This window comes from Rhizobium binae (genome assembly GCF_017357225.1).
GTDB classification, from domain to species: Bacteria; Pseudomonadota; Alphaproteobacteria; order Rhizobiales; family Rhizobiaceae; genus Rhizobium; species Rhizobium binae.
The window spans coordinates 3746365-3768956 of record NZ_CP071604.1 but is presented as its reverse complement, the minus strand read 5'-3'; the positions used below and the strand labels follow the sequence as shown (position 1 = coordinate 3768956).

General features: G+C 61.4%; 24 protein-coding genes and 1 pseudogene. 10 read left to right on the top strand and 15 right to left on the bottom strand.

Annotated features, from left to right (window positions below; all coding sequences use genetic code 11):
- Nucleotides 1–14: 14 nt before the first annotated feature.
- From J2J99_RS18455 to ruvC, 8 genes and pseudogenes are all read right to left on the bottom strand, one after another.
- Nucleotides 15–581 carry a DinB family protein gene (locus J2J99_RS18455; protein WP_168296091.1) on the bottom strand — a complete coding sequence of 189 codons (567 nt, stop codon included), beginning with the start codon at nt 579–581 and terminating at the stop codon, nt 15–17.
- 38 nt (nt 582–619) lie between these two features.
- Nucleotides 620–1125: pseudogene (locus J2J99_RS18450) on the bottom strand (NUDIX hydrolase).
- Nucleotides 1126–1132: 7 nt separating this feature from the next.
- On the bottom strand, nt 1133–2035 hold the full coding sequence (locus J2J99_RS18445; protein ID WP_168296092.1) for a metallophosphoesterase: 903 nt from the start codon (nt 2033–2035) through the stop codon (nt 1133–1135).
- Nucleotides 2036–3076, bottom strand: a complete 1041-nt coding sequence (gene ruvB / locus J2J99_RS18440; RefSeq protein ID WP_168296093.1) for a Holliday junction branch migration DNA helicase RuvB — start codon at nt 3074–3076, stop codon at nt 2036–2038.
- 82 nt (nt 3077–3158) lie between these two features.
- Nucleotides 3159–3773 carry a Holliday junction branch migration protein RuvA gene (ruvA, locus tag J2J99_RS18435; protein ID WP_168296094.1) on the bottom strand — a complete coding sequence of 205 codons (615 nt, stop codon included), beginning with the start codon at nt 3771–3773 and terminating at the stop codon, nt 3159–3161.
- Nucleotides 3774–3786: 13 nt separating this feature from the next.
- Nucleotides 3787–4200 (bottom strand): type II toxin-antitoxin system VapC family toxin, encoded by a 414-nt coding sequence (locus tag J2J99_RS18430; protein ID WP_168296095.1) that lies wholly within the window; start codon nt 4198–4200, stop codon nt 3787–3789.
- Nucleotides 4200–4451, bottom strand: a complete 252-nt coding sequence (locus tag J2J99_RS18425) for an AbrB/MazE/SpoVT family DNA-binding domain-containing protein (RefSeq protein WP_168296096.1) — start codon at nt 4449–4451, stop codon at nt 4200–4202. The genes J2J99_RS18430 and J2J99_RS18425 overlap by 1 nt, the downstream gene beginning before the upstream one ends.
- Nucleotides 4452–4508: 57 nt before the next feature.
- Nucleotides 4509–5018, bottom strand: coding sequence for a crossover junction endodeoxyribonuclease RuvC (gene ruvC, locus J2J99_RS18420; protein WP_168296097.1), 510 nt, complete (start codon nt 5016–5018; stop codon nt 4509–4511).
- Between the two features lie 240 nt (nt 5019–5258).
- On the opposite strand from ruvC, the gene J2J99_RS18415 reads away from it, so the two are divergent.
- Nucleotides 5259–7574, top strand: a complete 2316-nt coding sequence (locus J2J99_RS18415; protein WP_168296098.1) for a methyl-accepting chemotaxis protein — start codon at nt 5259–5261, stop codon at nt 7572–7574.
- 124 nt (nt 7575–7698) lie between these two features.
- Nucleotides 7699–8700: an LLM class flavin-dependent oxidoreductase gene (locus tag J2J99_RS18410; RefSeq protein WP_168296099.1), complete on the top strand. Its 1002-nt coding sequence runs from the start codon at nt 7699–7701 to the stop codon at nt 8698–8700.
- Between the two features lie 101 nt (nt 8701–8801).
- On the opposite strand, the gene J2J99_RS18405 is transcribed toward J2J99_RS18410, so the two are convergent.
- The gene (locus J2J99_RS18405; RefSeq protein ID WP_168296100.1) at nt 8802–9548 is read right to left on the bottom strand and encodes a YebC/PmpR family DNA-binding transcriptional regulator; all 747 of its coding nucleotides are present in this window, start codon (nt 9546–9548) and stop codon (nt 8802–8804) included.
- A 141-nt stretch (nt 9549–9689) separates the two neighbouring features.
- Here J2J99_RS18405 and J2J99_RS18400 point away from each other — a divergent pair, with 141 nt between their 5' ends.
- The gene (locus J2J99_RS18400) at nt 9690–10193 is read left to right on the top strand and encodes a pyridoxamine 5'-phosphate oxidase family protein (protein WP_168296101.1); all 504 of its coding nucleotides are present in this window, start codon (nt 9690–9692) and stop codon (nt 10191–10193) included.
- Nucleotides 10194–10209: 16 nt separating this feature from the next.
- Here J2J99_RS18400 and J2J99_RS18395 read toward each other — a convergent pair whose 3' ends face one another.
- From J2J99_RS18395 to J2J99_RS18370, 6 genes are all read right to left on the bottom strand, one after another.
- Nucleotides 10210–11058, bottom strand: coding sequence for an MBL fold metallo-hydrolase (locus tag J2J99_RS18395; protein ID WP_168296102.1), 849 nt, complete (start codon nt 11056–11058; stop codon nt 10210–10212).
- 97 nt (nt 11059–11155) lie between these two features.
- Nucleotides 11156–11980 (bottom strand): TIGR00282 family metallophosphoesterase, encoded by an 825-nt coding sequence (locus J2J99_RS18390; protein ID WP_168296103.1) that lies wholly within the window; start codon nt 11978–11980, stop codon nt 11156–11158.
- A gap of 3 nt (nt 11981–11983) precedes the next feature.
- On the bottom strand, nt 11984–12571 hold the full coding sequence (locus J2J99_RS18385) for a 5-formyltetrahydrofolate cyclo-ligase (protein WP_168296104.1): 588 nt from the start codon (nt 12569–12571) through the stop codon (nt 11984–11986).
- Nucleotides 12572–12704: 133 nt separating this feature from the next.
- Nucleotides 12705–13625: an NAD-dependent epimerase/dehydratase family protein gene (locus tag J2J99_RS18380; protein WP_168296105.1), complete on the bottom strand. Its 921-nt coding sequence runs from the start codon at nt 13623–13625 to the stop codon at nt 12705–12707.
- Entirely contained in the window at nt 13622–14458 is an 837-nt protein-coding gene (locus J2J99_RS18375) for a glycosyltransferase (protein ID WP_168296106.1), read from the bottom strand. The genes J2J99_RS18380 and J2J99_RS18375 overlap by 4 nt, the downstream gene beginning before the upstream one ends.
- A gap of 409 nt (nt 14459–14867) precedes the next feature.
- Complete coding sequence (locus J2J99_RS18370) at nt 14868–16088, bottom strand: NAD-dependent epimerase/dehydratase family protein (RefSeq protein WP_168296107.1); 1221 nt, start codon at nt 16086–16088, stop codon at nt 14868–14870.
- Between the two features lie 163 nt (nt 16089–16251).
- On the opposite strand from J2J99_RS18370, the gene ybgC reads away from it, so the two are divergent.
- From ybgC to ybgF, 7 genes are all read left to right on the top strand, one after another.
- On the top strand, nt 16252–16707 hold the full coding sequence (gene ybgC, locus J2J99_RS18365) for a tol-pal system-associated acyl-CoA thioesterase (RefSeq protein WP_168296108.1): 456 nt from the start codon (nt 16252–16254) through the stop codon (nt 16705–16707).
- A gap of 374 nt (nt 16708–17081) precedes the next feature.
- Nucleotides 17082–17801 (top strand): protein TolQ, encoded by a 720-nt coding sequence (gene tolQ, locus J2J99_RS18360; protein ID WP_004671617.1) that lies wholly within the window; start codon nt 17082–17084, stop codon nt 17799–17801.
- A gap of 18 nt (nt 17802–17819) precedes the next feature.
- Nucleotides 17820–18275, top strand: a complete 456-nt coding sequence (gene tolR, locus J2J99_RS18355; protein WP_168296109.1) for a protein TolR — start codon at nt 17820–17822, stop codon at nt 18273–18275.
- 8 nt (nt 18276–18283) lie between these two features.
- Nucleotides 18284–19420 carry a hypothetical protein gene (locus J2J99_RS18350; protein WP_168296110.1) on the top strand — a complete coding sequence of 379 codons (1137 nt, stop codon included), beginning with the start codon at nt 18284–18286 and terminating at the stop codon, nt 19418–19420.
- 21 nt (nt 19421–19441) lie between these two features.
- Nucleotides 19442–20752, top strand: coding sequence for a Tol-Pal system beta propeller repeat protein TolB (gene tolB / locus J2J99_RS18345; protein WP_168296111.1), 1311 nt, complete (start codon nt 19442–19444; stop codon nt 20750–20752).
- A 148-nt stretch (nt 20753–20900) separates the two neighbouring features.
- Nucleotides 20901–21434: a peptidoglycan-associated lipoprotein Pal gene (gene pal / locus J2J99_RS18340; RefSeq protein WP_168296112.1), complete on the top strand. Its 534-nt coding sequence runs from the start codon at nt 20901–20903 to the stop codon at nt 21432–21434.
- Between the two features lie 159 nt (nt 21435–21593).
- On the top strand, nt 21594–22583 hold the full coding sequence (gene ybgF / locus J2J99_RS18335; protein ID WP_168296113.1) for a tol-pal system protein YbgF: 990 nt from the start codon (nt 21594–21596) through the stop codon (nt 22581–22583).
- Nucleotides 22584–22592: the final 9 nt, after the last annotated feature.

Sequence of the window (22592 nt, the reverse complement as noted above, 5' to 3'; positions counted from 1 at the left end):
AACGGCATCGTGCTCTAACGTATCAGCATTTCCTCGCTCCAGCCGAGTTCGGCGACTTCCTTGCCTCGAAACTGCGCATCGTCGGCGACGATGAATTCGTCGAGTCGCGGCGGAGCGACGCTGGTGCCTGAAAGCATCGCGTGCACCTGGCCGCGATGATGGGTCTGGTGCTGGGAGAGATGGGCGAGCACGTCGTCCATGCGCTCCTCCTGGATGCGGTCGCCGCGATGGAGCCTGACGGTCGACACCAGCCTTTCCGGTGTCAGGGCTTTGCAAAGCGCAATCAGACGCTGATCGACGTTCGCCTGCGCTTGCGCCAGTGACTCGACGTCGTCGAAGGGTTCTTCGACCTCGAAGGCCTGGTAGCCGAGCGTGCCGCCTTCCATGCCATCGACATAGAACCAGTCGACCGTGATGATGTGGTTCATGGTTTCCTTGATCGAGGGGAAGAAGCCCGTCCGCTGCGCTTCGAATTCGCCAGGTTTCAATGCCGCGCAAGCGCGCAACAGACGGTGATTGGCAAGGGCGTTGTTATAGGCAAGTTTGCGAAAGACCCTGACGGGATCGAAGGTCGTCGACATCGGCGGCTTTCCTCTCAAGCGCTGGCGGAATGTTTGCGTCAGTCATCGAGATTGCCATCACGCCAGACGAGATGACGCGGTGCTGCCGGCAGGTTCTCGATTTCCTGGGCAATGAAATAGGGCGGGATGTCGAGCGCGGTCAGGGCAGTGCGCGTTGCCGCCACCCATTTGAATTCGAGATGGTTGTCGCCGTCTTCGACGCGATGGATGATCTCGTGCGGCCGAAAGGGAAATTCCGGTGGAATTTCCATCAGATAATAGAAGTCGAGCTCATGCCAGCCGCGGTGTTCATAGCGGAAAAAATTCTCGACGGTCCAGAGGAGGCGCGAGACTGTGACGTCAATGCCGAGTTCCTCCATCATCTCCCGCTTTAGTGTTTCTTCCGAGGTCTCGCCGATTTCCGCCCTGCCGCCGGGAAAGTCCAGAAGGGCTCGTGCACGGCGCGATGGACGAGCACATGGCCATTGCGAAAACCAAGGCTGGCGATGCGATGGTTGAAACACTCAGCGCCCACAGTCAGGCGGATGTGAGTGCGCTTGCTCATGTCATTCTTATCCGAGATCGATCACGACGATTTCCGGCGGCACGCCGAAGCGGACCGGCGCGATGGAGCAGCCGAGGCCGCCGGACACGATGATATTGCGCCCCGCTTCGACGATATGGCCATAGGCGTAGCGATTGCCGTAACGCGAGGGGACGATCGGCGAACGGCCGAGGAACCGGATCTGCCCGCCATGGGTGTGGCCGGAGAGCGTCAGCGAGACGCGCTCGGGTACGCGCGGAAAGATATCGGGCTCGTGGGCGAGCAGGATGACGGGCGCATCGTCAGTCACCTGCGCCATCGTTCCCTCGAGGTCGTCGAGGCCGAGCATGCGCGTGCGGCCCCATTTCCGGCCGGGCAGCAGCGCCAGCTGGTCCTCGAGGCCAGCGAACCAGAAACCGTGGCCATCCTTTTCGAGTCGTACGGCGCGGTTGCCGTAGACCGGGATGCCGACGTCGGCAAGCGCCCGGTGCCCGAAAGTTTCCATCCCGCCGTTCCTCTGGACAGTCCTGTCTTCCCACCAGTCATGATTGCCCATGACTGCATGGACGCCGAGAGGGGCCCGCAGAGTGGCCAGCGCCTTCGACCACTGGCTCGAATGTACGTATTGCGTCACCATGTTCATGCCCGAGGCATAATCGCCGAGCAGGACGGTCACATCGCCTTCGAGTTCATTCGCCCTTTGGCAGATCGCGGTAATGCGGCCTGCCGACATCCAGGGTTCGCAGGCATGGATATCGGCGAGCGCGACGACGCGGAGCTTCAGCCCTGGTGTCCATCCCGGCGGCGTCAGCCGGTAGCGGGCGATGCCGAGCCTTGCCAGCGGTTCATAGGCGAAGGCGTAACCACCAAGCGACATGACACCTGCGATACCGCCGCCGACAAGCTTGAAAAATCCGCGGCGGGTGATCACTCAGTTGTCCTCCTGGAACAGCCGGAACTGCGCAGCCTCCATGTCCTTGGGCGGTTGCATTCCGAGATGTTTCCACGCGATTGCGGTCAGAACACGGCCGCGCGGCGTGCGCTGAATGAAACCCTGCTGGATCATATATGGCTCGATGATATCCTCGATTGCGTCGCGCGGCTCGGAAAGGCCGGCGGCGATGGTTTCGATGCCGACCGGGCCGCCGCCGAAATTGACGGCGATCATGTTGAGGTAGCGTTTGTCGAGCTGATCGAAGCCGACATTGTCGACAAGCAAGCGGGTCAGCGCCTCGTCGGCAATTTCGCGGGTGACGGCTTCCGCCTTTGCCACCTCGGCGAAATCGCGCACGCGCCGCAGCAGCCGGCCGGCGATGCGTGGCGTGCCGCGGGCGCGTCTCGCGACCTCGCGCGCACCTTCCTCGGTCATCGGCAGGTTCATCAGCCGCGCGCCGCGGCGCACGATCAGTTCCAGTTCCTCGACAGTATAGAAGCTCAGGCGCACCGGGATGCCGAAGCGATCGCGCAGCGGCGTCGTCAACAGGCCAAGGCGGGTGGTCGCCGCCACCAGCGTGAATTTCGACAGATCGATCTTCACCGAGCGGGCGGCAGGGCCCTCGCCGATGATGAGGTCCAATTGGAAATCTTCCATGGCCGGGTAGAGGATTTCCTCGACGGCCGGATTGAGGCGATGGATCTCGTCGATGAAGAGCACGTCGCGCTCCTCGAGATTGGTCAGCAGTGCGGCAAGATCGCCGGCCTTGGCGATCACCGGACCGGATGTCGAGCGGAAGTTGACGCCGAGTTCCTTCGCCATGATCTGCGCCAGCGTCGTCTTACCGAGGCCGGGCGGGCCGACGAAGAGCACATGGTCCAGCGCCTCGCCGCGATTCTTCGCCGCCTCGATGAAGACCTTGAGATTGGCGCGCGCTTCCGCCTGGCCGGTGAATTCGTCCAGCGATTGCGGGCGCAACGTGATGTCTAGATCTTCGCCCCGCTTTTCCGGCGATATCAGGCGGGCGGGTTCGCTCATGCTCTCATTCCGTTTTGAAACCTGTTACAGCAATACACCAAACGTCGGGTGCCCCGACACCCATTCATTGGTTTTCCGGTTTTCACCGTGCCAGTTCCTTCAATCCCAGTCTGATCAATTTGGCGCTGTCGGCGCCATCGCCCGCCGTCTTCATTGCCGCGGCAACCGCATTCGCCGCCTGGTCTCTGCTGTAGCCGAGATTGGTCAACGCAGACACCGCGTCGGCAACGGGTGCGGCCGCGACACCTTCCCCGAGTTCCTGCTTAAGGGCGATATTGATCGCTTCCCCGGCAAAGGCCGGCGCTCGGTTCTTGAGCTCGGTGACGAGGCGCATCGCCACTTTCGGGCCGACGCCCGGGGCGCGGGAAACGGCAGCGCGGTCCTGCAGGGCAATGGCATTGGCGAGTTCGCCCGGCGTCAAGGTCGAGAGCACGGCAAGCGCGACCTTGGCGCCCACCCCCTGAACGCTTTGGAGCAGGTTGAACCATTCCCGCTCCAATGCGGTCATGAAGCCGAAGAGCTTCAACTGGTCCTCGCGCACATAGGTCTCGATGAACAGCACGCAGGCCTCACCGGCCGAGCCGAGCTTGGACAGGGTGCGGGCGGAGCAGTAAGCGACGTAGCAGACGCCGTGCACATCAACGAGTACATAGTCTTCGCCGATCTCGTCTATGGTGCCTTTCAGCTTGCCGATCATGGGGCGCGGTCTCTCAAGGTTCCGTTTCGGGCGTGATAAGTTCAACGGAGGGGAAATAAGATCGGTATCCGCTCGGGTCGCGGGTCAAAATCTTGTAGCCCCTTATCGCCGCATGGGCGCCGATGAGGAAGTCGGGCAATATCGGTTCGCGTCCTCCGCCGACGCGACGGTAAAGCCGGAAGGCTTGAGCTGCGGCGAAGGCAGCCGGCCAAGGAAGGTTCTCGCGGCGGAATTCATCCTGCGGAAGCAGTTGGTCGACTTCATCCATATCGTCGTAGCGAAGGGAAAATTCGGAATAGATGATCGGATTTATGATGACCGGCCCATCTTTGAAGACGTCGAGCATTTTTCGACGCGACCAACCGTGCCAGTCCGAACCGGCCACTGCCAGATCGACGAGTATGTTTGTATCGACAAGCGTTGCCATCAGCGATCACGGGTCATCGACATCAGGTCTTCGGCATTGATCGCCTGATCGCCGGTGCCTTCGAGACGACGGATCGTCTGAAGGAAACGGTCCAGCCGGCCCCGGTCCTCGATCTCCTGCTTGCCGTTCTTCGGGGAGAGAACGAGCTTACCGTTCTCGATCGAGAAGATGACTTCGCTATTGGTCTCGATGCCCGCAAGCTCTCTGAGATCGCGTGGAATGGTGACCTGGCCTTTGGAGGTGACGCGCATCTTCTTGCTCCTTCGAAGTAAGGATTATCCTTACTATGGGAACAAGTCAAGAACGGATTAGCCGGCCAGCGCTTCCCGCATCCGATTACTGCCACGATTGTGGGCATGGCAAATGGCAATGGCCAGGGCGTCGGCGGCGTCATCGCCCTTAAATTCGACCTTCGGCATCAGGATCTTCAACATCATGTGAATCTGATGTTTTTCGCCATGGCCGACGCCGATGACGGCCTTCTTGACGGCGTTCGGCGCATATTCGGAGACTTGCAGCCCGGCGCGCGCCGGCACCAGCATGGCGATGCCGCGGGCTTGGCCAAGCTTGAGCGTCGCCACCGCATCCTTGTTGACGAAGGTCTGTTCAACCGCGGCCTCATCCGGCTTGTAAGCGTGCACGACCTCCGCCAGGCCGTCATGCAGTTGACACAGGCGGGAGGCGAGATCCATGTCTCCGTCGGAGGTCACGGTTCCCGAGGCCACAAACCGCAGGGAATTGCCTAATGTGTCGATGATCCCCCAGCCGGTGCGGCGAAGTCCGGGATCGATGCCGACGATGCGAATCGTATTTTGCATGGTTTAACCTATAGCGACTGCGAAATAAGTGCCATCGATATGTGAACAAAACAAAAACCCTTCCGGATTTACGCCGCTCCATTTACCGCGAATTAAAACAGATGCTTGAATTCTAGTGTCAAACACCAAGGGGGTCTTGTGTCGCAAAGAGATAAGCCCCGGTGTTCTGTTTGAAGATCGGTCGATCAGGCACGCTGCCTGCCCGCGCCGGCAGACGCGTTCAGAAGGGGTTCGTCGTACATGGCTCAGAGATTTCAATCCCTGTCCTTCAAGGTCATTGCCACATTCATCCTGATGACCGTGCTGTCCATCGCGGTGATCGACGTGCTCGCCTATTTCGCCAGCAGCCGCATCTCCGACGAGCAGGCGCTGAAGGCCAAGGAGAGCGTGCTGATCTTCCGCGGCGACATGTTGCAGGATCAGCTGGCGCAGCTTGAGAACCAGGCCAATTCCATCGCCCGCATCGAGGCGCTGCAGATGTCGATCACCAGCCTGAAGAGCGGCTGGAAGACGATCGAGAAGACCTCCGGCGATGCCCGCGCCGAGCTGAAGAAAGTCTTCATCACGGCCAATCCCAACCCCGCCGATCAGCGCGAGAAGCTGATGAAGCCGGAAGGGCCGAGCGGCTTTTATTATTCGAACCATGAGAAGACGCAGGGCGAGGTCGCCCGCGACCTCGAGGATACCGCTTTCAGCGATCTGCTGATCGCCGATCTCGATGGTACCGTCCTCTATTCCTATAAGAAGGAGGACGACTTCGCCGAGAATCTGAGGTCGGACGCCTGGAAGGCGACCGGCGCCGGCATCGCTTTCGCCAAGGCAATCGACAATACCGCCAAGGCGACCGATGATGCCGCGCCAACAGGCTTTTCCGGGCTCCGCGTCGATGCGGCCAGCGGCGGGTCGGCGATTTTCTATGCCGTGCCGATCGTCAAACTCGGTGCGGCCAAAGGCATCATCCTGTTCAAGGTGCGTGACGACATCGTCACCAGCATCCTGGCAAAGGGCATTGTTCAGGGCAGCACCGCGCGGGCGGCGATCGTCTCCGACGATGGCTCGGCGATTGGTCTCGATGCGAACGGCAAGCTTGCGACGCTCGATGCCGCACCCTTCAGCTTCATCAAGGACGCGCTTGCCAGTTCGGCGATGACGGTGGCCGATTTCGACAGGGCCGACGGTCCGGCTCGCGCCTATGTCCGCGGCATCGATTATCGCGGCGACCGCTTCCTCGTGGTCGAAAGCGTGCTGCTCAGCGAACTCAATGCCGGCTCACTCGAGATCGCCACTTTGTTGACGATGATCGGCATCGGCGTGCTCGTCGTCATGGCGATAGCCACTGGCCTGGTCACCAATTTTCTGTTCTCGCCGCTTGCGCGGCTTGCCGGCGTCACCCGCGATGTCGCCGATGGCAAGCTCAACACCGAGATCGGAAGCCTGAACCGAAAAGATGAGATCGGCACGATGGCCAACGCGCTTGCCCGCTTCCGGCAGTCGCTGATCGAAGGCCGCGAACTGGAAGCCGCCAGCGAAGAGACACGCCTTCAGGCCGAGCAGGACCGCCAGCAGAACCTTGCCGAGCGCGAGGCCGAGGCGAAGTCGCTGCAGCAGGTGGTGGAGGCGATCGATGAGGCCCTGCACCATCTGGCGAGCGGGGATCTCGCCTATCAGATCGATCGGCACTTCCCGAGCGAGCTCGAAAGCCTGCGCATCAATTTCAACGAGGCGCTCGCGACACTGAGCGAAACCATGACGGCCATCGGCGGCAACTCGATGGCGGTGCGGGCCGGCTCGGAGGAGATGCGCACCAGCGCCGACGAGCTTGCCGGGCGCACCGAGCGCCAGGCCGGCTCGATCACCGAGACGGCGAATGCAATCAGCGCCATCACCCAGTCCGTCCGTCGGCAGATCGAGCGGGCCGAGCAGGCCGAGCGCATCGCCCGCGACGCCAAGAAGGAGACGACCGGCTCCGGCCAGATCATGCGCGAGACGATCGCGGCGATGGAGGCGATCCAGACCTCCTCACGCCAGATCAACACGATCATCTCGGTCATCGACGACATCGCCTTCCAGACCAATCTTTTGGCGCTGAATGCCGGTGTCGAGGCAGCGCGCGCCGGTGAATCGGGCAAGGGCTTTGCTGTCGTCGCCATGGAAGTGCGCGAGCTCGCCCAGCGGTCGTCGAGCGCGGCCAAGGAGATCTCCAGCTTGCTGCAGAAATCGACGCATGAGGTCGAAAGCGGCGTTTCGCTGGTCGAAAGGGCCGGTGTCGCGCTGACGGGCATCGGCGCGCATGTCGAGGCGATCAACGGGCAGATCCACGAGATCATGGAATCGACGCGCGAGGAGGCCAATACGCTGCGGGAGATCAACAGCGCCGTCGCCGAACTCGACGCAATGACGCAGCAGAATGCCTCAATGGTCGAGGAGACGACGGCAGCGATCCACCGGCTGGCGACGGAAGCTTTGGAAATGGATCGCCAACTCGGCAATTTCACGCTGCCGCACGGAGACCACAGGCCGAGCGCCGAGGTGCATGTGCTGCGCCGTCACCGGTAGGCATCGTTTCGGGCATCTAGCATGGGTCGCGTTCGCGCGGCCCTTTTGTTTGCGTGCATGGTTTGGAATGGCGCGGGCGCGAACCTACATAGGCTGCATCCTTCAATTGGCCGGCAGGTTTCCCATGGTTCCCTTCTCCATCCTCGACCTTTCCCCCGTTGCCGAAGGCAGCACCGTCAGCCAGTCGCTCGAAAGCTCGGCGCGGATGGCACGCAAGGCCGAGGAATTCGGTTACAAACGCTTCTGGCTCGCCGAACATCACGGCATGCCGGGAATTGCCAGCGCGGCCACCGCCGTCGTCATCGGTCATGTCGGGGCGGCGACGAAAAGCATCCGCATCGGCTCCGGCGGCGTCATGCTGCCCAATCATTCGCCGCTCGTCATCGCCGAGCAGTTCGGCACGCTCGAGGCGCTCTTCCCCGGCCGCGTCGATCTCGGCCTCGGACGTGCGCCGGGGACCGACATGCGCACGGCGCAGGCGCTGCGGCGTAATCTTGAGGCCGGCGCCAACAGCTTTCCCAACGACGTGGTCGAACTGCAGCAGCTGCTTGGTAAGCCGGTCGAGAACCAGGCGATCCTTGCCGTTCCCGGCAACGGTTCGCATGTTCCGATCTGGCTGCTCGGCTCCAGCCTCTACAGCGCCCAGCTGGCCGCCATGCTCGGGCTTCCCTATGCCTTCGCCTCGCATTTCGCGCCCGACATGCTGCTCGATGCGATCGCCATCTACCGCGATCGCTTCCAGCCCTCGGCAACGCTCGACAAGCCTTATGTGATGGTCGGCGTCATGGGCGCGGTGGCGGCGACGGACGAGGAGGCGCGCTACCATTTCACTTCGGCTCAGCAGCAGTTCGTCAACCTGCGCCGCAATGTCCGCGGTCCGTTCCCGCGTCCGGTGGCCGATATGGAGACATTCTGGTCGCCGATGGAGAAGATGAACGTCGAACACACGCTGCGTTATGCCGTGGTCGGGTCGCCGGAGACGGCGGAGGCGAAACTGACGGCATTTCTCAAGGAAACGCAGGCCGACGAGGTGATCATTTCCATGCCGATCCATGATATCGAAGCGCGACTGAAGTCGGTGGAATTGTTCGCGGGGTTGGGAAATTTCCTGCGGGTTGCCGCGTAGAGGGGGCGCAACGAGCACCTTCAGAGCGGAACATCGTATGCGAGGCGAGAAGAAAAACCCGGCGTCGCGGCCGGGTTTTTCGTTGATGATCGTTTGGAAACTCAGGCTGAGAGCTTGGCCAGCACTTCTTCCGAGACCTCGAAATTGGAATAGACGTTCTGCACGTCGTCATCATCTTCCAGGCTGTCGATCAGTTTCATCAGCGACTGGGCCTTTTCCTCGTCCACCGGCACATTGTTCTGGGCGCGCCAGACGGCCTTGACGGTTTCGGCTTCGCCGAGGCTGGATTCCAGCGCTTTCGACACTTCGCCGAGGGCTTCGAAGGCGCAGGTGATGTAGTGGCCCTCTTCATCGGTCTCGACATCATCGGCACCGGCTTCGATCGCGGCTTCCATCACCTTGTCGGCATCGCCAACGGAAAGCTTGTAGGTGATCTCGCCGACATGGTCGAAGGAGAAGGAAACGGATCCGGTTTCGCCGAGAGCGCCGCCGGCCTTGGTGAAGATCGAGCGGACGTTGGAGGCGGTGCGGTTGCGATTGTCGGTCAAGGCCTCGACAATGATCGCCGTGCCGCCGGGACCATAGCCCTCATAGCGGACTTCGTCATAGTTTTCGCCGTCGGCGCCGGCCGCCTTCTTGATGGCGCGGTCGATATTGTCTTTCGGCATGGACTGGGCCTTGGCGTTCTGGATCGCCAGGCGAAGACGCGCATTCATCGACGGGTCGGGCAGGCCGGCCTTGGCGGCAACCGTGATTTCGCGCGCGAGCTTGGAGAACATTTTCGAGCGCACGGCATCCTGACGGCCTTTGCGGTGCATAATGTTTTTAAACTGTGAATGGCCAGCCATGGCACCCCTGTTCACGTCTCATTGTTCGGAATGGGCCGCCTTATAAGAGCGAAACGGCAGCCATTCAAGGAAAAAGCGGTTCGGAACAAAGGCCAAGGGATGACGTTTCAACCGGACTCCATCCAACGGAAAGGAACGGTCATGGCTAGTCTCAGCGAGGCGCAGGAACAACCGGCACGTCAACTCTGGGATCAGGTCAACGGCGTTCACGCCGGAATGCTCGGCATATCAGGGCTCGATATGCACATGCAGCCGATGGCGCCCCATGCAGATCCCACCACCAACACGATTTGGTTCTATACCAAGACCGACGCCGATATCGTGCGCGCCATCAAGCCCGGCAGCCGCGCCCATTTCTGCGTTATTGGCAAGGATCATGACTATCACGCCTGTCTTTCCGGCGTGATCGAGGTCCGTCCCGACCCTTCCAAGATCGAGGAGTATTGGAGTTCGATCGTGGCGGCCTGGTATGACGGCGGCAAGAAAGATCCCAAGCTCACCATGTTATCTCTGCACGTCGACGACGCCGAGATCTGGGTTTCCACAGGCAACACGCTGAAATTTGGCTGGGAGATCGCCAAGGCCAATCTGGATGACGACAAGATGCCTGACGTCGGCATCAAGCGTCATCTACAGTTCGCCTGAGTAAAAACCGGGCGGCCTACTGAACCCCCTTCAGCACATAGATCAGCGGCTTCTTCGGCAGCGTGCGCAGGGAGACGGTGATGCTGTCATCGGATGCATAGGCGACATCGAAGTCCTTGCCGAACATGGAGACGAAGGCATTGACCGGCGGGCCGCGGCGGTGCATCGGCAGGATCAGCGACGAGCGCAGCCGCTTGATCACACGGCTCATGCTGTCGGCGCCCATGGTCAGGCCGCCGTCGACCGGCACCATGACGACGTCGAGGCGGCCGATCTCGGTATAATGGGTATCCGTCAGCTCGTAATGCAGATGGCCGAGATGGCCGATGCAGAGGCCGGCAATTTCGAAAATGAAAATCGAGTTTCCATTCTGCTGCGAGCCGCCGAGCCCATAGCTGAAGCGGATATCCGTGGCGACGTTGCGAATATGGGCATCGCCGACCACAAGATCGATGTTGGCTGCCTCGCCGGGGATATCGCTCCACCCATGCAGCACGTGCTTGATGCCCGGCTCGGGCGTCAAGGTGAAGTGGGTCGTATGCGCCTTGTTCATGGTCACGACGTCTGGAAGCGCCGCCGGTCGATACCAGCCGTTATAATCGGTTGCGATGATGATGCCGGCAGGTGTATCGATCTCGAAAGTGGAATGGCCGAGGAAGGTGAACTTGACGTCCTCGCCCTCGGAAACGGCGGACGCGACCGGCTGGGCGCCGGAAAAGCTGGCGAAGGTCACTTCGGGGATGGCCTGCGCGATCGCCTGGCACTGGCTGACGGGCGATCGCTGTTGCTGCGCTGTTGCCGCGCGACCCGACACGATGAAGGCCGCAATACATGCGATCGCGAGGACAAGATGTTGCGGCCTCATGCCACCCCTCCGGCGCTGAAGGTCGGGAGAATGCGGCATGAGGTCGCAGGGGTCCAGATCGGGGTGCTCACATTTGCGTGTTGGGCGCAGGCGATAATTACCGCCAGAACTCCGGTAGAGTCTCGGCCAGGCGCGGTCCGAGCCGCAGCGGCGCGATCTTCTCAGCCAGTCCCGTCGCGTCGGAAATTTCGACGCCGACGCCGCAGATCGTCGCCGGGCCGCTCGCCGCTTCCATGCGGCCCTTGGGCATCTTGGAAATGAAGCGGTTCAGCGGCTCCTCCTTGTCCATGCCGAGGGAGGAATCATAGTCGCCACACATGCCGGCATCCGACATATAGGCCGTGCCGCCGTTCAGGATCTGCGCATCGGCAGTCGGCACGTGGGTATGGGTGCCGACGACGAAGCTGGCGCGGCCGTCGACGAAATGGCCGAAACACTGCTTCTCGCTGGTCGCTTCCGCATGGAAATCGAAAATGATCGCATCGGCCTGCTCCTTCAGCGGGCAGGCGTCGAGGATCACCTCCGCCGATTTGAAGGGATCGTCGAGTTCCGGGTGCATGAAGACCCGGCCCATGACATTGGCAACGAGCACGCGCGCGCCGTTCCTGGCATAGAAAAGGCCGGAGCCGCGGCCGGGCGTGCCCTGGGGATAATTGGCCGGCCGCAGAAACTGATCGTGGCGCCCGGCAAAGGCGACCGCTTCCTTCTGGTCCCAGACGTGATTGCCTGTGGTCACCACATCGGCGCCGGCATTGATCGTTTCCAGAAAGATATCCTCGGTGATCCCGAAGCCGCCGGCGGCATTTTCGCCGTTGACGACGACGAAATCGAGCCTGAGATCGGAGATCAGGCCGGGAAGGCGGTCCCAGACCTCCGTGCGTCCCGTCTTGCCGACCATGTCACCCAAAAAAAGCAGCCGCATTCCCTATCCGATCCAAGAGGCAAAAAAGCGAAGGCCGCTTTCTGTCAGGATGGCATCCAGGCTTATGTCGTGCGGCTCGTCGGGCACATGTGCCACTTCCTGGCAGTCGAATGCAATGCCGATCAGCTTCGGATGCAGACCTTTCTCTCTTAGCCGGCTGATGGCGCGGTCATAGTAGCCGGCGCCGTAACCGATGCGATGGCCGCGGGCATCGAAGGCCGACAGCGGCACCAGCATGATCTCGGGATCGAGAATTGCGGCCTCCGCGCCGGGGCCGACCGTGCCGAAGCCGGTGTCGATGAGCGGTACGCCTTCCGTCAGTTCCCGAAAGGCGATGGTCTGCTTGTCGAGGATCGCCGGAACGCACAACCGCGCGCCGCGCGCTGCAAACCGGGCCATCAGCGGCCGCAGATCGGCCTCGGACCGGATCGGCAGGAAACCGGAGACGATCGTGCCGGGCGAAAAGGCGACGGCCTCGCCGGCATGATCTGCCATTGCAAGGCTTTTGGAGATGCGCTCCTCAGGAGTGATGCCGTTGCGGGCGGCCAGCCGTTCATTGCGCAACTGCGCTTTCAGTTCTCGTGCGGTCATTCGATCTGCCAGATGTGAGAGGTTCGGCCGAGCATAGTCGGCTGGAGGTCCGATGCAAATGCAAGCTGCGACACGACCGCGGCGGTTTCACGCCGTGCCAGCTTGCGGGCCGCCGGGCGTCAGACGACAATGCCTATCGCTCCTGCGTCGACTCGTGGGCTGGCGACATCGGCAGCGCGGCGGCCAGCTGCCGCATTGTTTCCTCGAATAGCGGGATTCCGCCCGGCATCCAGCCGAGCGTGCGAATTTTCGCCGTGCTCATCGGATTGAGCGCCGTGCGGGCGGCGGGAGCCGGCAGCGCGTGACGACAGCCGGTCTCGCGCTGGACGGGGGCAAGGATGTCGCGGGTGTCGACGACGATGTCCGACACGTTGAAGACCTCGCCGGAGATGCGCGTGCTTTCCGTCTCCAGCATCAGCCGCACCGCGCGTCCGAGGTCGCGGCCGTGAACCTCCGTGCCTGCGCGGGGAGCGACCGGCCGGCCGGCGCGATAGTCGTCGATGAGGCCGTCCCATTTGTTTGGCGAGAAATCGCCATAGATGCCGGTCGCCCTCAGACTGACGCCGGCAAAACCCGGCGTCGAGAGGTGGGTCAGTGCGCCTTCCGCGTCGAGCTTGATCTGGCCGTAGAGCGTCTGCGGCTTCGGCAGCATCGTTTCGGTAAGCTCGGTTCCCGCAGGATGGTCGCCGTAGACCGCCCGGCTGGACAGGAAGACGCAGCGGCGCGTGCCGGCGCGTCTGGCCGCTTCGAAAAGCCGGACGGTGCCGTCGAGGTTCAACCTGTGAAAGGTCTTCGGATCATCGCCTTCGCCGCCGCGATATCTGCCGGGAATGTGGCTGAAGGCGGCGTGGACGAAAAAATAGGCGTCGTTGAAGATGTCGATCTGATCTTTGTCGGGATCGAGCGATAGTGAGGCGAACTCGACCGGGCTGGAAAACAGGCGGGGATGCGGCGCCCGGCGTCCGCCGACGATCACATGATAGCCGGCGGTCAGAAGTTCCTCGACGACATAGCGGCCGACGAGACCCGTTCCGCCGGATACCAATACCTTCATGCTGCCCCTTCCGGATTGTCCAACGCCGCGATCTCGGGCACGTCGCCGTCATCGTGGAAACGATGCCATAAATCGATCAAAGGTTGTAGCTGCGCTGCCTTGGGATGATCTATTTCCCATGGTTTTTCATATTGGTAGTGCAGGATCGAAATGCTCTTCCAGTCCCAAAGCGCCGGCATGGTGAACCATACATATTGCAGCATGTTGAAATACACCGGCAGGCCGTGCCAATCCGGGAAGAACGTCTCGAGAAAGGTCTGATCGGTGCGGCGCCAGAATGCGTCCGGCCTGTCGAGGCTTTCGAGCATGTGCCGGAACGTGTCATGCGACGGCGTGGCGACGAAGACGCCGGAATTCATGCGGCGGAAGTCGGCGAGGCTCTCATAGACATTGGGAGCGGCGGAGAATTCCGGGTAGAGGAAGAGCCTGTCGACGTTTTTCAGCACGATGGCATCGGCGTCGATGAAGACGCAGCGCTCGTATTCGACGAGCTGCCAGAGCCTGAGCTTGCAGAAATTGTCGAGCGGCGAGTGAAAATCCGGCTTTCGACCCTTGGTGAATGGCGCTGCGGAATGGAGTTGGCCGCGGGCGTGGCGTTCGTTGAAAGAGTCGGAGAGCGGCAGGTGCTCGACTTCGATCAGGCGGCAGCCGAGGGTCTCGAGCGGGGCGAGGGCGGCTGCTTCGGCCCCGCCGGTATGCAGGACGACGATGTCGGCGCTGGTGCCGGTCCGGCGCAAGGAGCGGGCAAGCGCGGTCGCGCCGATCGCGTAGTCGGCGTTGGTGACGAGGGTAACGTAGGCGAAACGGTGGCATGGCTGTCTGGACACGTGCATCACTAGCACGCTCACTCAATCACCGCGAGGACGCGCCGTGGCTGAATTCCTGTGACACCCCTCGCAAACCCGAGGACAGAACTTAGGGTGGGTAAGTGCCGGCCTAGTGAATCATCCGCTGCGGCGTGTCTCTGTATGCCGGCGGCGAGTTTGGTGAGAACGCCAACCGCACTCCCGGTCATCCCAGGCCTCGAGCCCGGGATCCATGCGACTGCTGCTGATGGATGCGGTGTTGCCCGGCTCAAGGCCTGGGATGACGGAGGGTGGGGCGGACGGAAGGAGCCACTCACCGCGCACACGCCAGCGTCACGCAGGTCGTCTTCTAGCGAAACCAGACCATGCCAGTCACGGCTTAAACCGATTTGGTGAAGCAGCTTTATTGCGCCTCTCAATACGAATTCGCTCTTGCTCATGACACCGACTTCAGCCGCTTGCCTTCCGGATCGTGGTTGATCGTCGCGGCTATGTCCTTGGTCCAGGCGGAGACGGCCGGCACGCGGGCGCGGTCGACGCGATAGGCGAATTTCTTCGCGACGTCGACGATCTCGCCGAGCAGGCCGGCTTCCAGGGTAATCGGCTCGAGGCCGAGCTTGCGGAACTTCTCGTTGTGGACGATCAGCTCGTTTTCGGCGGCTTCCTTGCGTGGGTTGGGCAGCCAGGCGATCTTGGCGCCGCTCATCCTGGCAATCATCTCGGCGAGGTCGCGCACCCGGTGGGTTTCCGTCATCTGGTTGAAGATTTCGACGCGGGCGCCGCGGGCGGGCGGGTTCAGCAGCGCCAGCTCGATGCAGCGCACCGAATCCTGGATGTGGATAAAGGCGCGGGTCTGGCCGCCGGTGCCGTGTACCGTCAGCGGATAGCCGATCGCCGCCTGGATGAGGAAGCGGTTCAGCACCGTGCCATAGTCGCCGTCGTAGTCGAAACGGTTGATGAGTTGCGCGTGACGGCGCGTCTGCTCGGTATGCGTGCCCCAGACGATGCCCTGGTGCAGGTCGGTGATGCGCAGGCCGTCATTCTTGGCGTAGAACTGGAAGAGAAGCTGATCCAGGCATTTGGTCATGTGGTAGATCGAGCCGGGATTGGAGGGGTAGAGGATTTCCTGACTGACCATCTCGCCGCCCGCCGTTTTGATGCCGACCGGCAGGTAACCCTCGGGGATCGCCGCGCCGACCGTCGAATAGCCGTAGACACCCATGGTTCCGAGATGGATGAGGTGAGCGTCGAGGTTGAGTTCGGTCAGCGCGTTCAGAAGGTTGTGCGTGGCGCTGACATTGTTGTTAACAGTGTAGTTCTTATGGCGGTCGCTTTTCATCGAATAGGGCGCGGCACGCTGTTCGGCGAAATGGATGATGGCATCGGGGCGATGTTCTGAAAGCCAGTTCTTCAGCAGTTCGTAGTCCCTGGCGAGATCGATCAGGTTGAAGTGGATGCGGCGTCCCGTCTCGGCATGCCAGATGCGGGTGCGCTCCTGGATCGAATCCATCGGCGTCAGCGACTGAACGCCGAGTTCGGTGTCGATCCAGCGGCGCGAGAGATTGTCGAGGATATGGACGTCATGACCGGCATCGGAGAGATGCAGCGACGTTGGCCAACCAATGAAACCGTCTCCGCCCATAACCGCAATCTTCATCGCATCGTCTCCTGATCGCTCGCTCATTATCGGGAATAGTTAGGAATTATGACAATCATTCAATGCCTGCCGGCGGCGCATTCAATGCCTACCTGCCGGGCATTCAATGCTTGCCTGCCGAGAAGCGTTGCGCCAAAGAGGGCACCGCAGTTTGGAGAAAATTATGACGGAACGCCCTTTTTCCATTTCGGGAGAACTGACGGAAGCAGGACATCGCCTCGTCCAGCGGGTCTATTATGAGGATACGGATTTCTCCGGCCTGGTCTATCACGCCCGCTACCTGCATTTCCTGGAACGCGGCCGCACCGATTATCTGCGCTGCCTCGGCGTCGAGCAGCGCGAGCTCATCAGCGCTGACGAGGAGGGGCTTGTCTTCGTCGTCCATCGCATGGAGATCGACTTCAAGAGCCCGGCGCGCATGGACGACGTGCTGACGATCCTGACGCATACGGAAAAAGCCGGTGGCGCCAAGATGGTGCTCAATCAGCAGATCCGCACGGGCGAGACCCTGCTGATCGCCGCCCGGGTGATCATCGCCGTCATCAACGCCCGGGGGCGGCCGCGGCGGCTGCCGGAAACGCTGGCGGCAAAATTCCTGGAAGGCAGCACGCCGCTATAGCGCCGAATTGGCTGAAATTCGGCCTTGTAAAAACTTGATCTTTATGTGAAGGAATTGCCGCGCCGCAGGACGAGCGCTCTTTCGGCCGCCAGACAATGCTCCGGTCAAGTACTCCAGGAATAGAATCTCCCGAATACAGGCTTGCTGTCATAGTCCGGCACTAACGATCTATTAACCATAATGGTGTCTTACTGGGAAAGTCGGAGTTTGTGCGGTGCACGCCTTCCTTTGACCAAATTTGACGGCAAGAAGGCGGAAGATGAACTTGGAAGCTTGACCAGGGCTTTGGGCGGCGGCCGCCGGACACTTCTTGCGAGATCACTTTGTGCCGCCCGGTCCAGCGCCGGGCGTTTGGATTCGGGGATTTTGGATCAATGGAACAAGTAGGATTGGCAGCAGCAACGACGGACGTCAGCCTCTGGTCGCTTTTCATGCAGGCCGGCATCGTCGTCAAGCTCGTCATGCTCGGGCTCATCGCAGCCTCTGTGTGGACCTGGGCGATCGTCATCGACAAATACCTGGCCTATGGCCGGGCACGGCGCCAGTTCGACAAGTTCGAACAGGTGTTTTGGTCGGGTCAGTCGCTGGAAGAACTCTATCGCTCCCTGTCGGAGCGCAACAATACCGGCCTGGCGTCGATCTTCGTTGCGGCCATGCGCGAATGGAAGAAATCCTTCGAACGCGGCGCCCGCTCGCCGATCGGCCTGCAGATGCGTATCGACCGCGCGATGGACGTGACGCTTGCGCGTGAAACCGAATATCTCGGCGCCCGTCTCGGGTCGCTTGCGACGATCGGTTCGGCCGGTCCGTTCATCGGCCTGTTCGGCACCGTCGTCGGCATCATGACCTCGTTCCAGGCGATCGCCGGCTCGAAGTCGACCAATCTCGCGGTCGTCGCTCCCGGTATCGCCGAAGCGTTGCTCGCCACTGCGATCGGCCTTGTCGCCGCTATCCCGGCTGTTATCGCCTATAACAAGTTCTCCGCCGATGCCGGCAAGCTCTCGGCGCGCATGGAAGGTTTCGCGGATGAATTCTCCGCCATACTTTCGCGCCAGATCGACGAAAAGCTGCAGCCGCGCGCTGCCGCTCAGTAACCAACGGAGTATACTGACATGGGTATGGCTGTTGGAGGCAATGGCGGCGGGGGCAGCGGACGCCGCCGTCGCGGCGGTCGGAACAGGGCCGTCATTTCCGAAATCAACGTGACGCCGCTCGTCGACGTCATGCTGGTGCTTCTGATCATCTTCATGGTCGCCGCACCGATGATGACCGTCGGCGTGCCGATCGACCTGCCGGAAACGCAGGCCAAGGCGCTGAATTCCGAGACGCAGCCGATCACCATCTCCGTCAAGAACGACGGCGAGGTATTCCTGCAGGAAACGCCGATCCCGGCCGCCGAGATCGCTGCCAAGCTCGAGGCGATCGCAACCACCGGCTATAACGAACGCATCTTCGTACGCGGCGACGCGACGGCGCCCTATGGTGTCATCGCCGACGTCATGGCCCGCATCCAGGGGGCCGGCTTCAAGAACATCGGCCTCGTGACGCAGCAGAAGAAGGACCAGTAGCGCTCAAAATGAAGGCCAGCGTCGTCACATCTGCTGTTCTGCATTGCCTGGTGCTTACCTGGGCGATGGTGTCTTTGAGCGCGCCGGAATCCTTCAAGGTCGAGGATTTCGAGGCGATGCCGGTCGATCTCGTACCGGTGGAATCCATTACCCAGATGCAGCAGGGCGACAAGAAGGCTCCGAAGAAGGAGACGTCTGCGCCCGTGCCAACGACGCGGCCGCCGATCGCACAGCCGGCCGAAAATGCCGGTGACAATAATGTCGACCTGAAGACGCCGCCCGTGCCGAACGCGAAGCCCAGCAATACGGAAGCTGCGGCAGCGAATTCGAGCGATAAGCCGCTCCCGAAGACTGATCCTGTCCCGAACGATGTCAAGGACATCGTCAAGGAGGATACGGAAGTCGAGCAGCCGAAAGAAGTCGCCTCAATTCCGCCGCCGAAGCCCGTCGAAGTGACGCCGCCCAAGCCCGAGGAAAAGCCGCCGGAAGAACAGGCCAAGCCCGAGGAGCCGCCGAAGCCGGAAGCCGAGGCGTTGCCGGACAACGTGCCAACCCCTGTCGCCAAGCCGCAGGTGAATCCGCCGGAACCGCAGAAGCCAGCCGAAAAGCCGCCGGAAAAGAACCAGGATCAGCCGAAGACCGCTGACAAGCCGACCGAGAAGAAGAAGGCGGACCAGAAGCAGGAAACGGCGAAATCGGCTTCGTCGATGAAAAGCGATTTCAATGCGGACGAGATTTCAGCCTTGCTGAACAAGACGGATCCTTCCGCCGGCGGTGCCAAGCGCTCGACGCAGGAGGCATCGCTGGGCGCCAAGAAGAGCAATGGTGGTTCCAAGCTGTCCATGAGTGAGATGGACGCGCTGAAGAGCGCCATCGCCGGCAACTGGACGGTTATTCCTGGCATGGAAGGCATGAGCGACGTTCGCATCAAGGTGCACATGAACCTCGATCAGGACGGAAACATAGTCGGCGAACCGGAAGTCGAGGCGGTCGGTGGCGACAACGAATCTACCCGCCGGGCACTCGCCGGCGGCGCTTATCGCGCCATCATGAAATCGGCCCCCTTCTCGTCGCTTCCAAAAGACAAATACGACGCCTGGAGCGAAGTCGTCGTTAATTTCGATCCAAGCGATCTGGGAATTTAAATGCTGAAAGGCTTTCACTCCATGAACAAGTGTTCCTTCATCCGGGCGATTGCTGTCGCTGCCGGTCTGGTGACCATTGCTGCGTTCGCAACGCCGGCCAATGCTCTCGTCGAGATCAACATCAACAAGGGTAATGTTCAGCCGCTGCCGATCGCGGTAACCGACTTCCTCCAGGGCGACATGGGTGCGCAGGTCTCGCAGGTTGTCGCAGCAGACCTTCAGCGTTCGGGTTTGTTCGCTCCGATCAATAAAAGCGCATTTATTGAGAAGATCTCCAATCCAGATGCCGCGCCGCGCTTCGAAGACTGGAAGGTCATCAACGCCCAGGCCTTGGTCACCGGGCGCGTCACCCAAGAGGCTGATGGACGACTTCGCGCCGAATTTCGTCTTTGGGATACGTTCGCCGGCCAGCAAATGACTGGGCAGCAGTTCTTTACCCAGCCAGAGAACTGGCGCCGTGTCGCTCACATCATCGCCGATGCGATCTATAAGCAGATCACTGGTGAGGAAGGCTATTTCGACACCCGTGTTGTCTTCGTCTCCGAATCCGGCACCAAGCAGCAGCGCAAGCGCCAGCTGGCGATCATGGACCAGGACGGTTTCAACGTGCGGACGCTGACCGACGGCAGCGACCTCGTGCTGACGCCGCGCTTCTCGCCGAGCCGGCAGGAAGTCACCTACATGTCCTTCGCCAACCAGCAGCCGCGCGTCTATCTGCTGCAGCTCGAAACGGGGCAGCGCGAGGTCGTCGGCAACTTCCCCGGCATGACCTTCTCGCCGCGCTTTTCACCTGACGGCCAGAAGGTGATCATGAGCCTGCAGCAGGAAGGCAATTCCAACATCTATACGATGGACCTGCGCTCGCGCACGACGACGCGGCTGACCTCGACGGCGGCGATCGACACTTCGCCCTCCTATTCGCCCGATGGTGCGCGCATCAGCTTCGAAAGCGACCGCGGCGGCAAGCCGCAGATCTACGTGATGAATGCCGATGGTTCCGGCCAGACCCGTATTTCCTTCGGCGACGGCTCCTATTCGACGCCGGTCTGGTCGCCGCGCGGCGATCTCATCGCCTTCACCAAGCAGGCCGGCGGCAAGTTCTCGATCGGCGTGATGAAGCCGGATGGTTCGGGCGAACGCATCCTGACGACCGGCTTCCACAATGAGGGCCCGACCTGGGCGCCGAACGGCCGCGTGCTGATGTTCTTCCGCCAGGCGGCAGGCGCCGGTGGTCCGCAGCTCTATTCGATCGATCTGACCGGTTATAACGAGCAGTTGGTCAAGACGCCGAGCTACGCTTCCGACCCGGCCTGGTCGCCGCTTTTGGAGTAGGCGCGGCAATGCCTTCATGTTGCCCTAGAATCATGAAAACCGGGCGACTACGGGACAAATCAGTAAACTGTTAACCATAATCTTTGAGGGGCGGTTAACCGAGTGCGGTTACTGTCCGGAAACCCTGAAATCGCAAGGAGACCCGGCCATGAGCCGAATTCACACCCCGGCAATGAGCCGCATGCAGAATTTCGCCCGCAACCCCGTCATGATCGCGCTTCTGGCCGGTCTCGCGCTTGCAAGCTGCGCCAAGAAGCCGCCGAACAGTGCCGGTGATCTTGGCCTCGGCGCCGGCGCGGGTGGTGCCGCAACGCCGGGTTCTGCCCAGGACTTCACGGTCAATGTCGGCGACCGCATCTTCTTCGACACCGACTCCTCGTCGATCCGCGCCGATGCTTCGCAGACGCTCGACCGCCAGGCCCAGTGGCTCGCGCGCTATCCGAACTACCAGATCACCGTCGAAGGCCATGCCGACGAGCGCGGGACGCGCGAATACAACCTGGCGCTCGGCGCTCGCCGTGCCGCTGCCGCCAAGGATTACCTCGCTTCGCGCGGCGTTCCGGCGCAGCGCATGAAGACGATCTCCTATGGCAAGGAACGTCCCGTCGCCGTCTGCGACGATATTTCCTGCTGGTCGCAAAACCGTCGCGCGGTCACCGTGCTCGGCGGCGCCGGCATGTAATTTACGGATATAATTCGTTTTCTGAAGGCGGTCCCATCAGGGGCCGCCTTTTCTTTTTGACCACACTTTGGCCAGACTCCGTTGCTTTTTGACAGCAATTGGAAAAATCTCCTGTTCGTGCCTCAAGGCGCGAAGAATCACTGGGACAGGACGATACATATGAAGAAACTTGTCGTGGCAGGCATGCTGTGCCTCGCGGCTGTGACCGGGAGCGAACGGGCGGCCTATTCGGCCTCGTTCTTCGGGCTGCATCTCGGCGGTCGATCCACGGAAAACCAGGCGGCGCCGCCTGTTGTCAGGGTGCAGAGCGGCGACGCCGAGGTCCGCGTGCAGCAGCTCGAAGAACAGCTGCGGCAGCTGAACGGCCGGATCGAGGAAATGAGCTTCCAGCTGCTGCAGATGCAGGAGACGATCCGCAAGCAGCAGGAAGACAATGAATTCCGCTTCCAGCAGCTCGAAAAGACCGGTGCCGGCGGCGGTGGCGCCAAGGCTCCTGTCAAGAAGAGCGAGACTGATGCCGCTCCGCCAGCTTCCGGCGGGGACGATGTCGCCAGGGTGATCCAAGCACCGCAGGGAGCCGAAACGGCTCCCTCCACCGATGTGCCTGACAATACCGGCCTCGGCCAGCCGCCGAAGCAGCTTGGCTCGATCGACTTCGATCAGAACGGCAACGCGATCGGCGGAAGCGTCGACGAAAATGCCAGCATCGGCTCCGGCCCCATTCCCGATGCCAATGGCCGCACACCGCAGCAGACGGCCTCACTCGGCAGTGAGGCGGATCAGTACAAGGCAGCTTACGGCCACGTTCTTTCCGGCGATTACCGCACTGCAGAGCAGGAATTCAACCAATATATCGCTCGTTACCCGAGCAGCGCGCGGGCGGCCGACGCCAATTTCTGGCTCGGCGAAGCGCTCTATTCTCAGGGTAAATATAACGAGGCGGCTAAGACTTTCCTCAACGGGCATCAGAAATACGGCAGCTCGGAAAAGGCGCCGGAAATGCTGCTGAAACTCGGCATGTCGCTTGCTGCCCTCGACAATAAGGAAACGGCCTGCGCGACCCTGAGAGAGGTCTCGAAGCGCTATCCGAAAGCTTCACGCGCCGTCATAAGCAAGGTTGCGAGCGAACAGAAACGTCTCGCCTGCTGAGGTCTTCCG

Bases quoted from the DNA above. Each gene is read 5' to 3' on its own strand.
- J2J99_RS18455 (WP_168296091.1), bottom strand. From the start codon at position 581: ATGTCGACGACCTTCGATCCCGTCAGGGTCTTTCGCAAACTTGCCTAT.
- ruvB (WP_168296093.1), bottom strand. From the start codon at position 3,076: ATGAGCGAACCCGCCCGCCTGATATCGCCGGAAAAGCGGGGCGAAGAT.
- ruvA (WP_168296094.1), bottom strand. From the start codon at position 3,773: ATGATCGGCAAGCTGAAAGGCACCATAGACGAGATCGGCGAAGACTAT.
- J2J99_RS18430 (WP_168296095.1), bottom strand. From the start codon at position 4,200: ATGGCAACGCTTGTCGATACAAACATACTCGTCGATCTGGCAGTGGCC.
- J2J99_RS18425 (WP_168296096.1), bottom strand. From the start codon at position 4,451: ATGCGCGTCACCTCCAAAGGCCAGGTCACCATTCCACGCGATCTCAGA.
- ruvC (WP_168296097.1), bottom strand. From the start codon at position 5,018: ATGCAAAATACGATTCGCATCGTCGGCATCGATCCCGGACTTCGCCGC.
- J2J99_RS18415 (WP_168296098.1), top strand. From the start codon at position 5,259: ATGGCTCAGAGATTTCAATCCCTGTCCTTCAAGGTCATTGCCACATTC.
- J2J99_RS18410 (WP_168296099.1), top strand. From the start codon at position 7,699: ATGGTTCCCTTCTCCATCCTCGACCTTTCCCCCGTTGCCGAAGGCAGC.
- J2J99_RS18405 (WP_168296100.1), bottom strand. From the start codon at position 9,548: ATGGCTGGCCATTCACAGTTTAAAAACATTATGCACCGCAAAGGCCGT.
- J2J99_RS18400 (WP_168296101.1), top strand. From the start codon at position 9,690: ATGGCTAGTCTCAGCGAGGCGCAGGAACAACCGGCACGTCAACTCTGG.
- J2J99_RS18395 (WP_168296102.1), bottom strand. From the start codon at position 11,058: ATGAGGCCGCAACATCTTGTCCTCGCGATCGCATGTATTGCGGCCTTC.
- J2J99_RS18390 (WP_168296103.1), bottom strand. From the start codon at position 11,980: ATGCGGCTGCTTTTTTTGGGTGACATGGTCGGCAAGACGGGACGCACG.
- J2J99_RS18385 (WP_168296104.1), bottom strand. From the start codon at position 12,571: ATGACCGCACGAGAACTGAAAGCGCAGTTGCGCAATGAACGGCTGGCC.
- J2J99_RS18380 (WP_168296105.1), bottom strand. From the start codon at position 13,625: ATGAAGGTATTGGTATCCGGCGGAACGGGTCTCGTCGGCCGCTATGTC.
- J2J99_RS18375 (WP_168296106.1), bottom strand. From the start codon at position 14,458: ATGCACGTGTCCAGACAGCCATGCCACCGTTTCGCCTACGTTACCCTC.
- J2J99_RS18370 (WP_168296107.1), bottom strand. From the start codon at position 16,088: ATGAAGATTGCGGTTATGGGCGGAGACGGTTTCATTGGTTGGCCAACG.
- ybgC (WP_168296108.1), top strand. From the start codon at position 16,252: ATGACGGAACGCCCTTTTTCCATTTCGGGAGAACTGACGGAAGCAGGA.
- tolQ (WP_004671617.1), top strand. From the start codon at position 17,082: ATGGAACAAGTAGGATTGGCAGCAGCAACGACGGACGTCAGCCTCTGG.
- tolR (WP_168296109.1), top strand. From the start codon at position 17,820: ATGGGTATGGCTGTTGGAGGCAATGGCGGCGGGGGCAGCGGACGCCGC.
- J2J99_RS18350 (WP_168296110.1), top strand. From the start codon at position 18,284: ATGAAGGCCAGCGTCGTCACATCTGCTGTTCTGCATTGCCTGGTGCTT.
- tolB (WP_168296111.1), top strand. From the start codon at position 19,442: ATGAACAAGTGTTCCTTCATCCGGGCGATTGCTGTCGCTGCCGGTCTG.
- pal (WP_168296112.1), top strand. From the start codon at position 20,901: ATGAGCCGAATTCACACCCCGGCAATGAGCCGCATGCAGAATTTCGCC.
- ybgF (WP_168296113.1), top strand. From the start codon at position 21,594: ATGAAGAAACTTGTCGTGGCAGGCATGCTGTGCCTCGCGGCTGTGACC.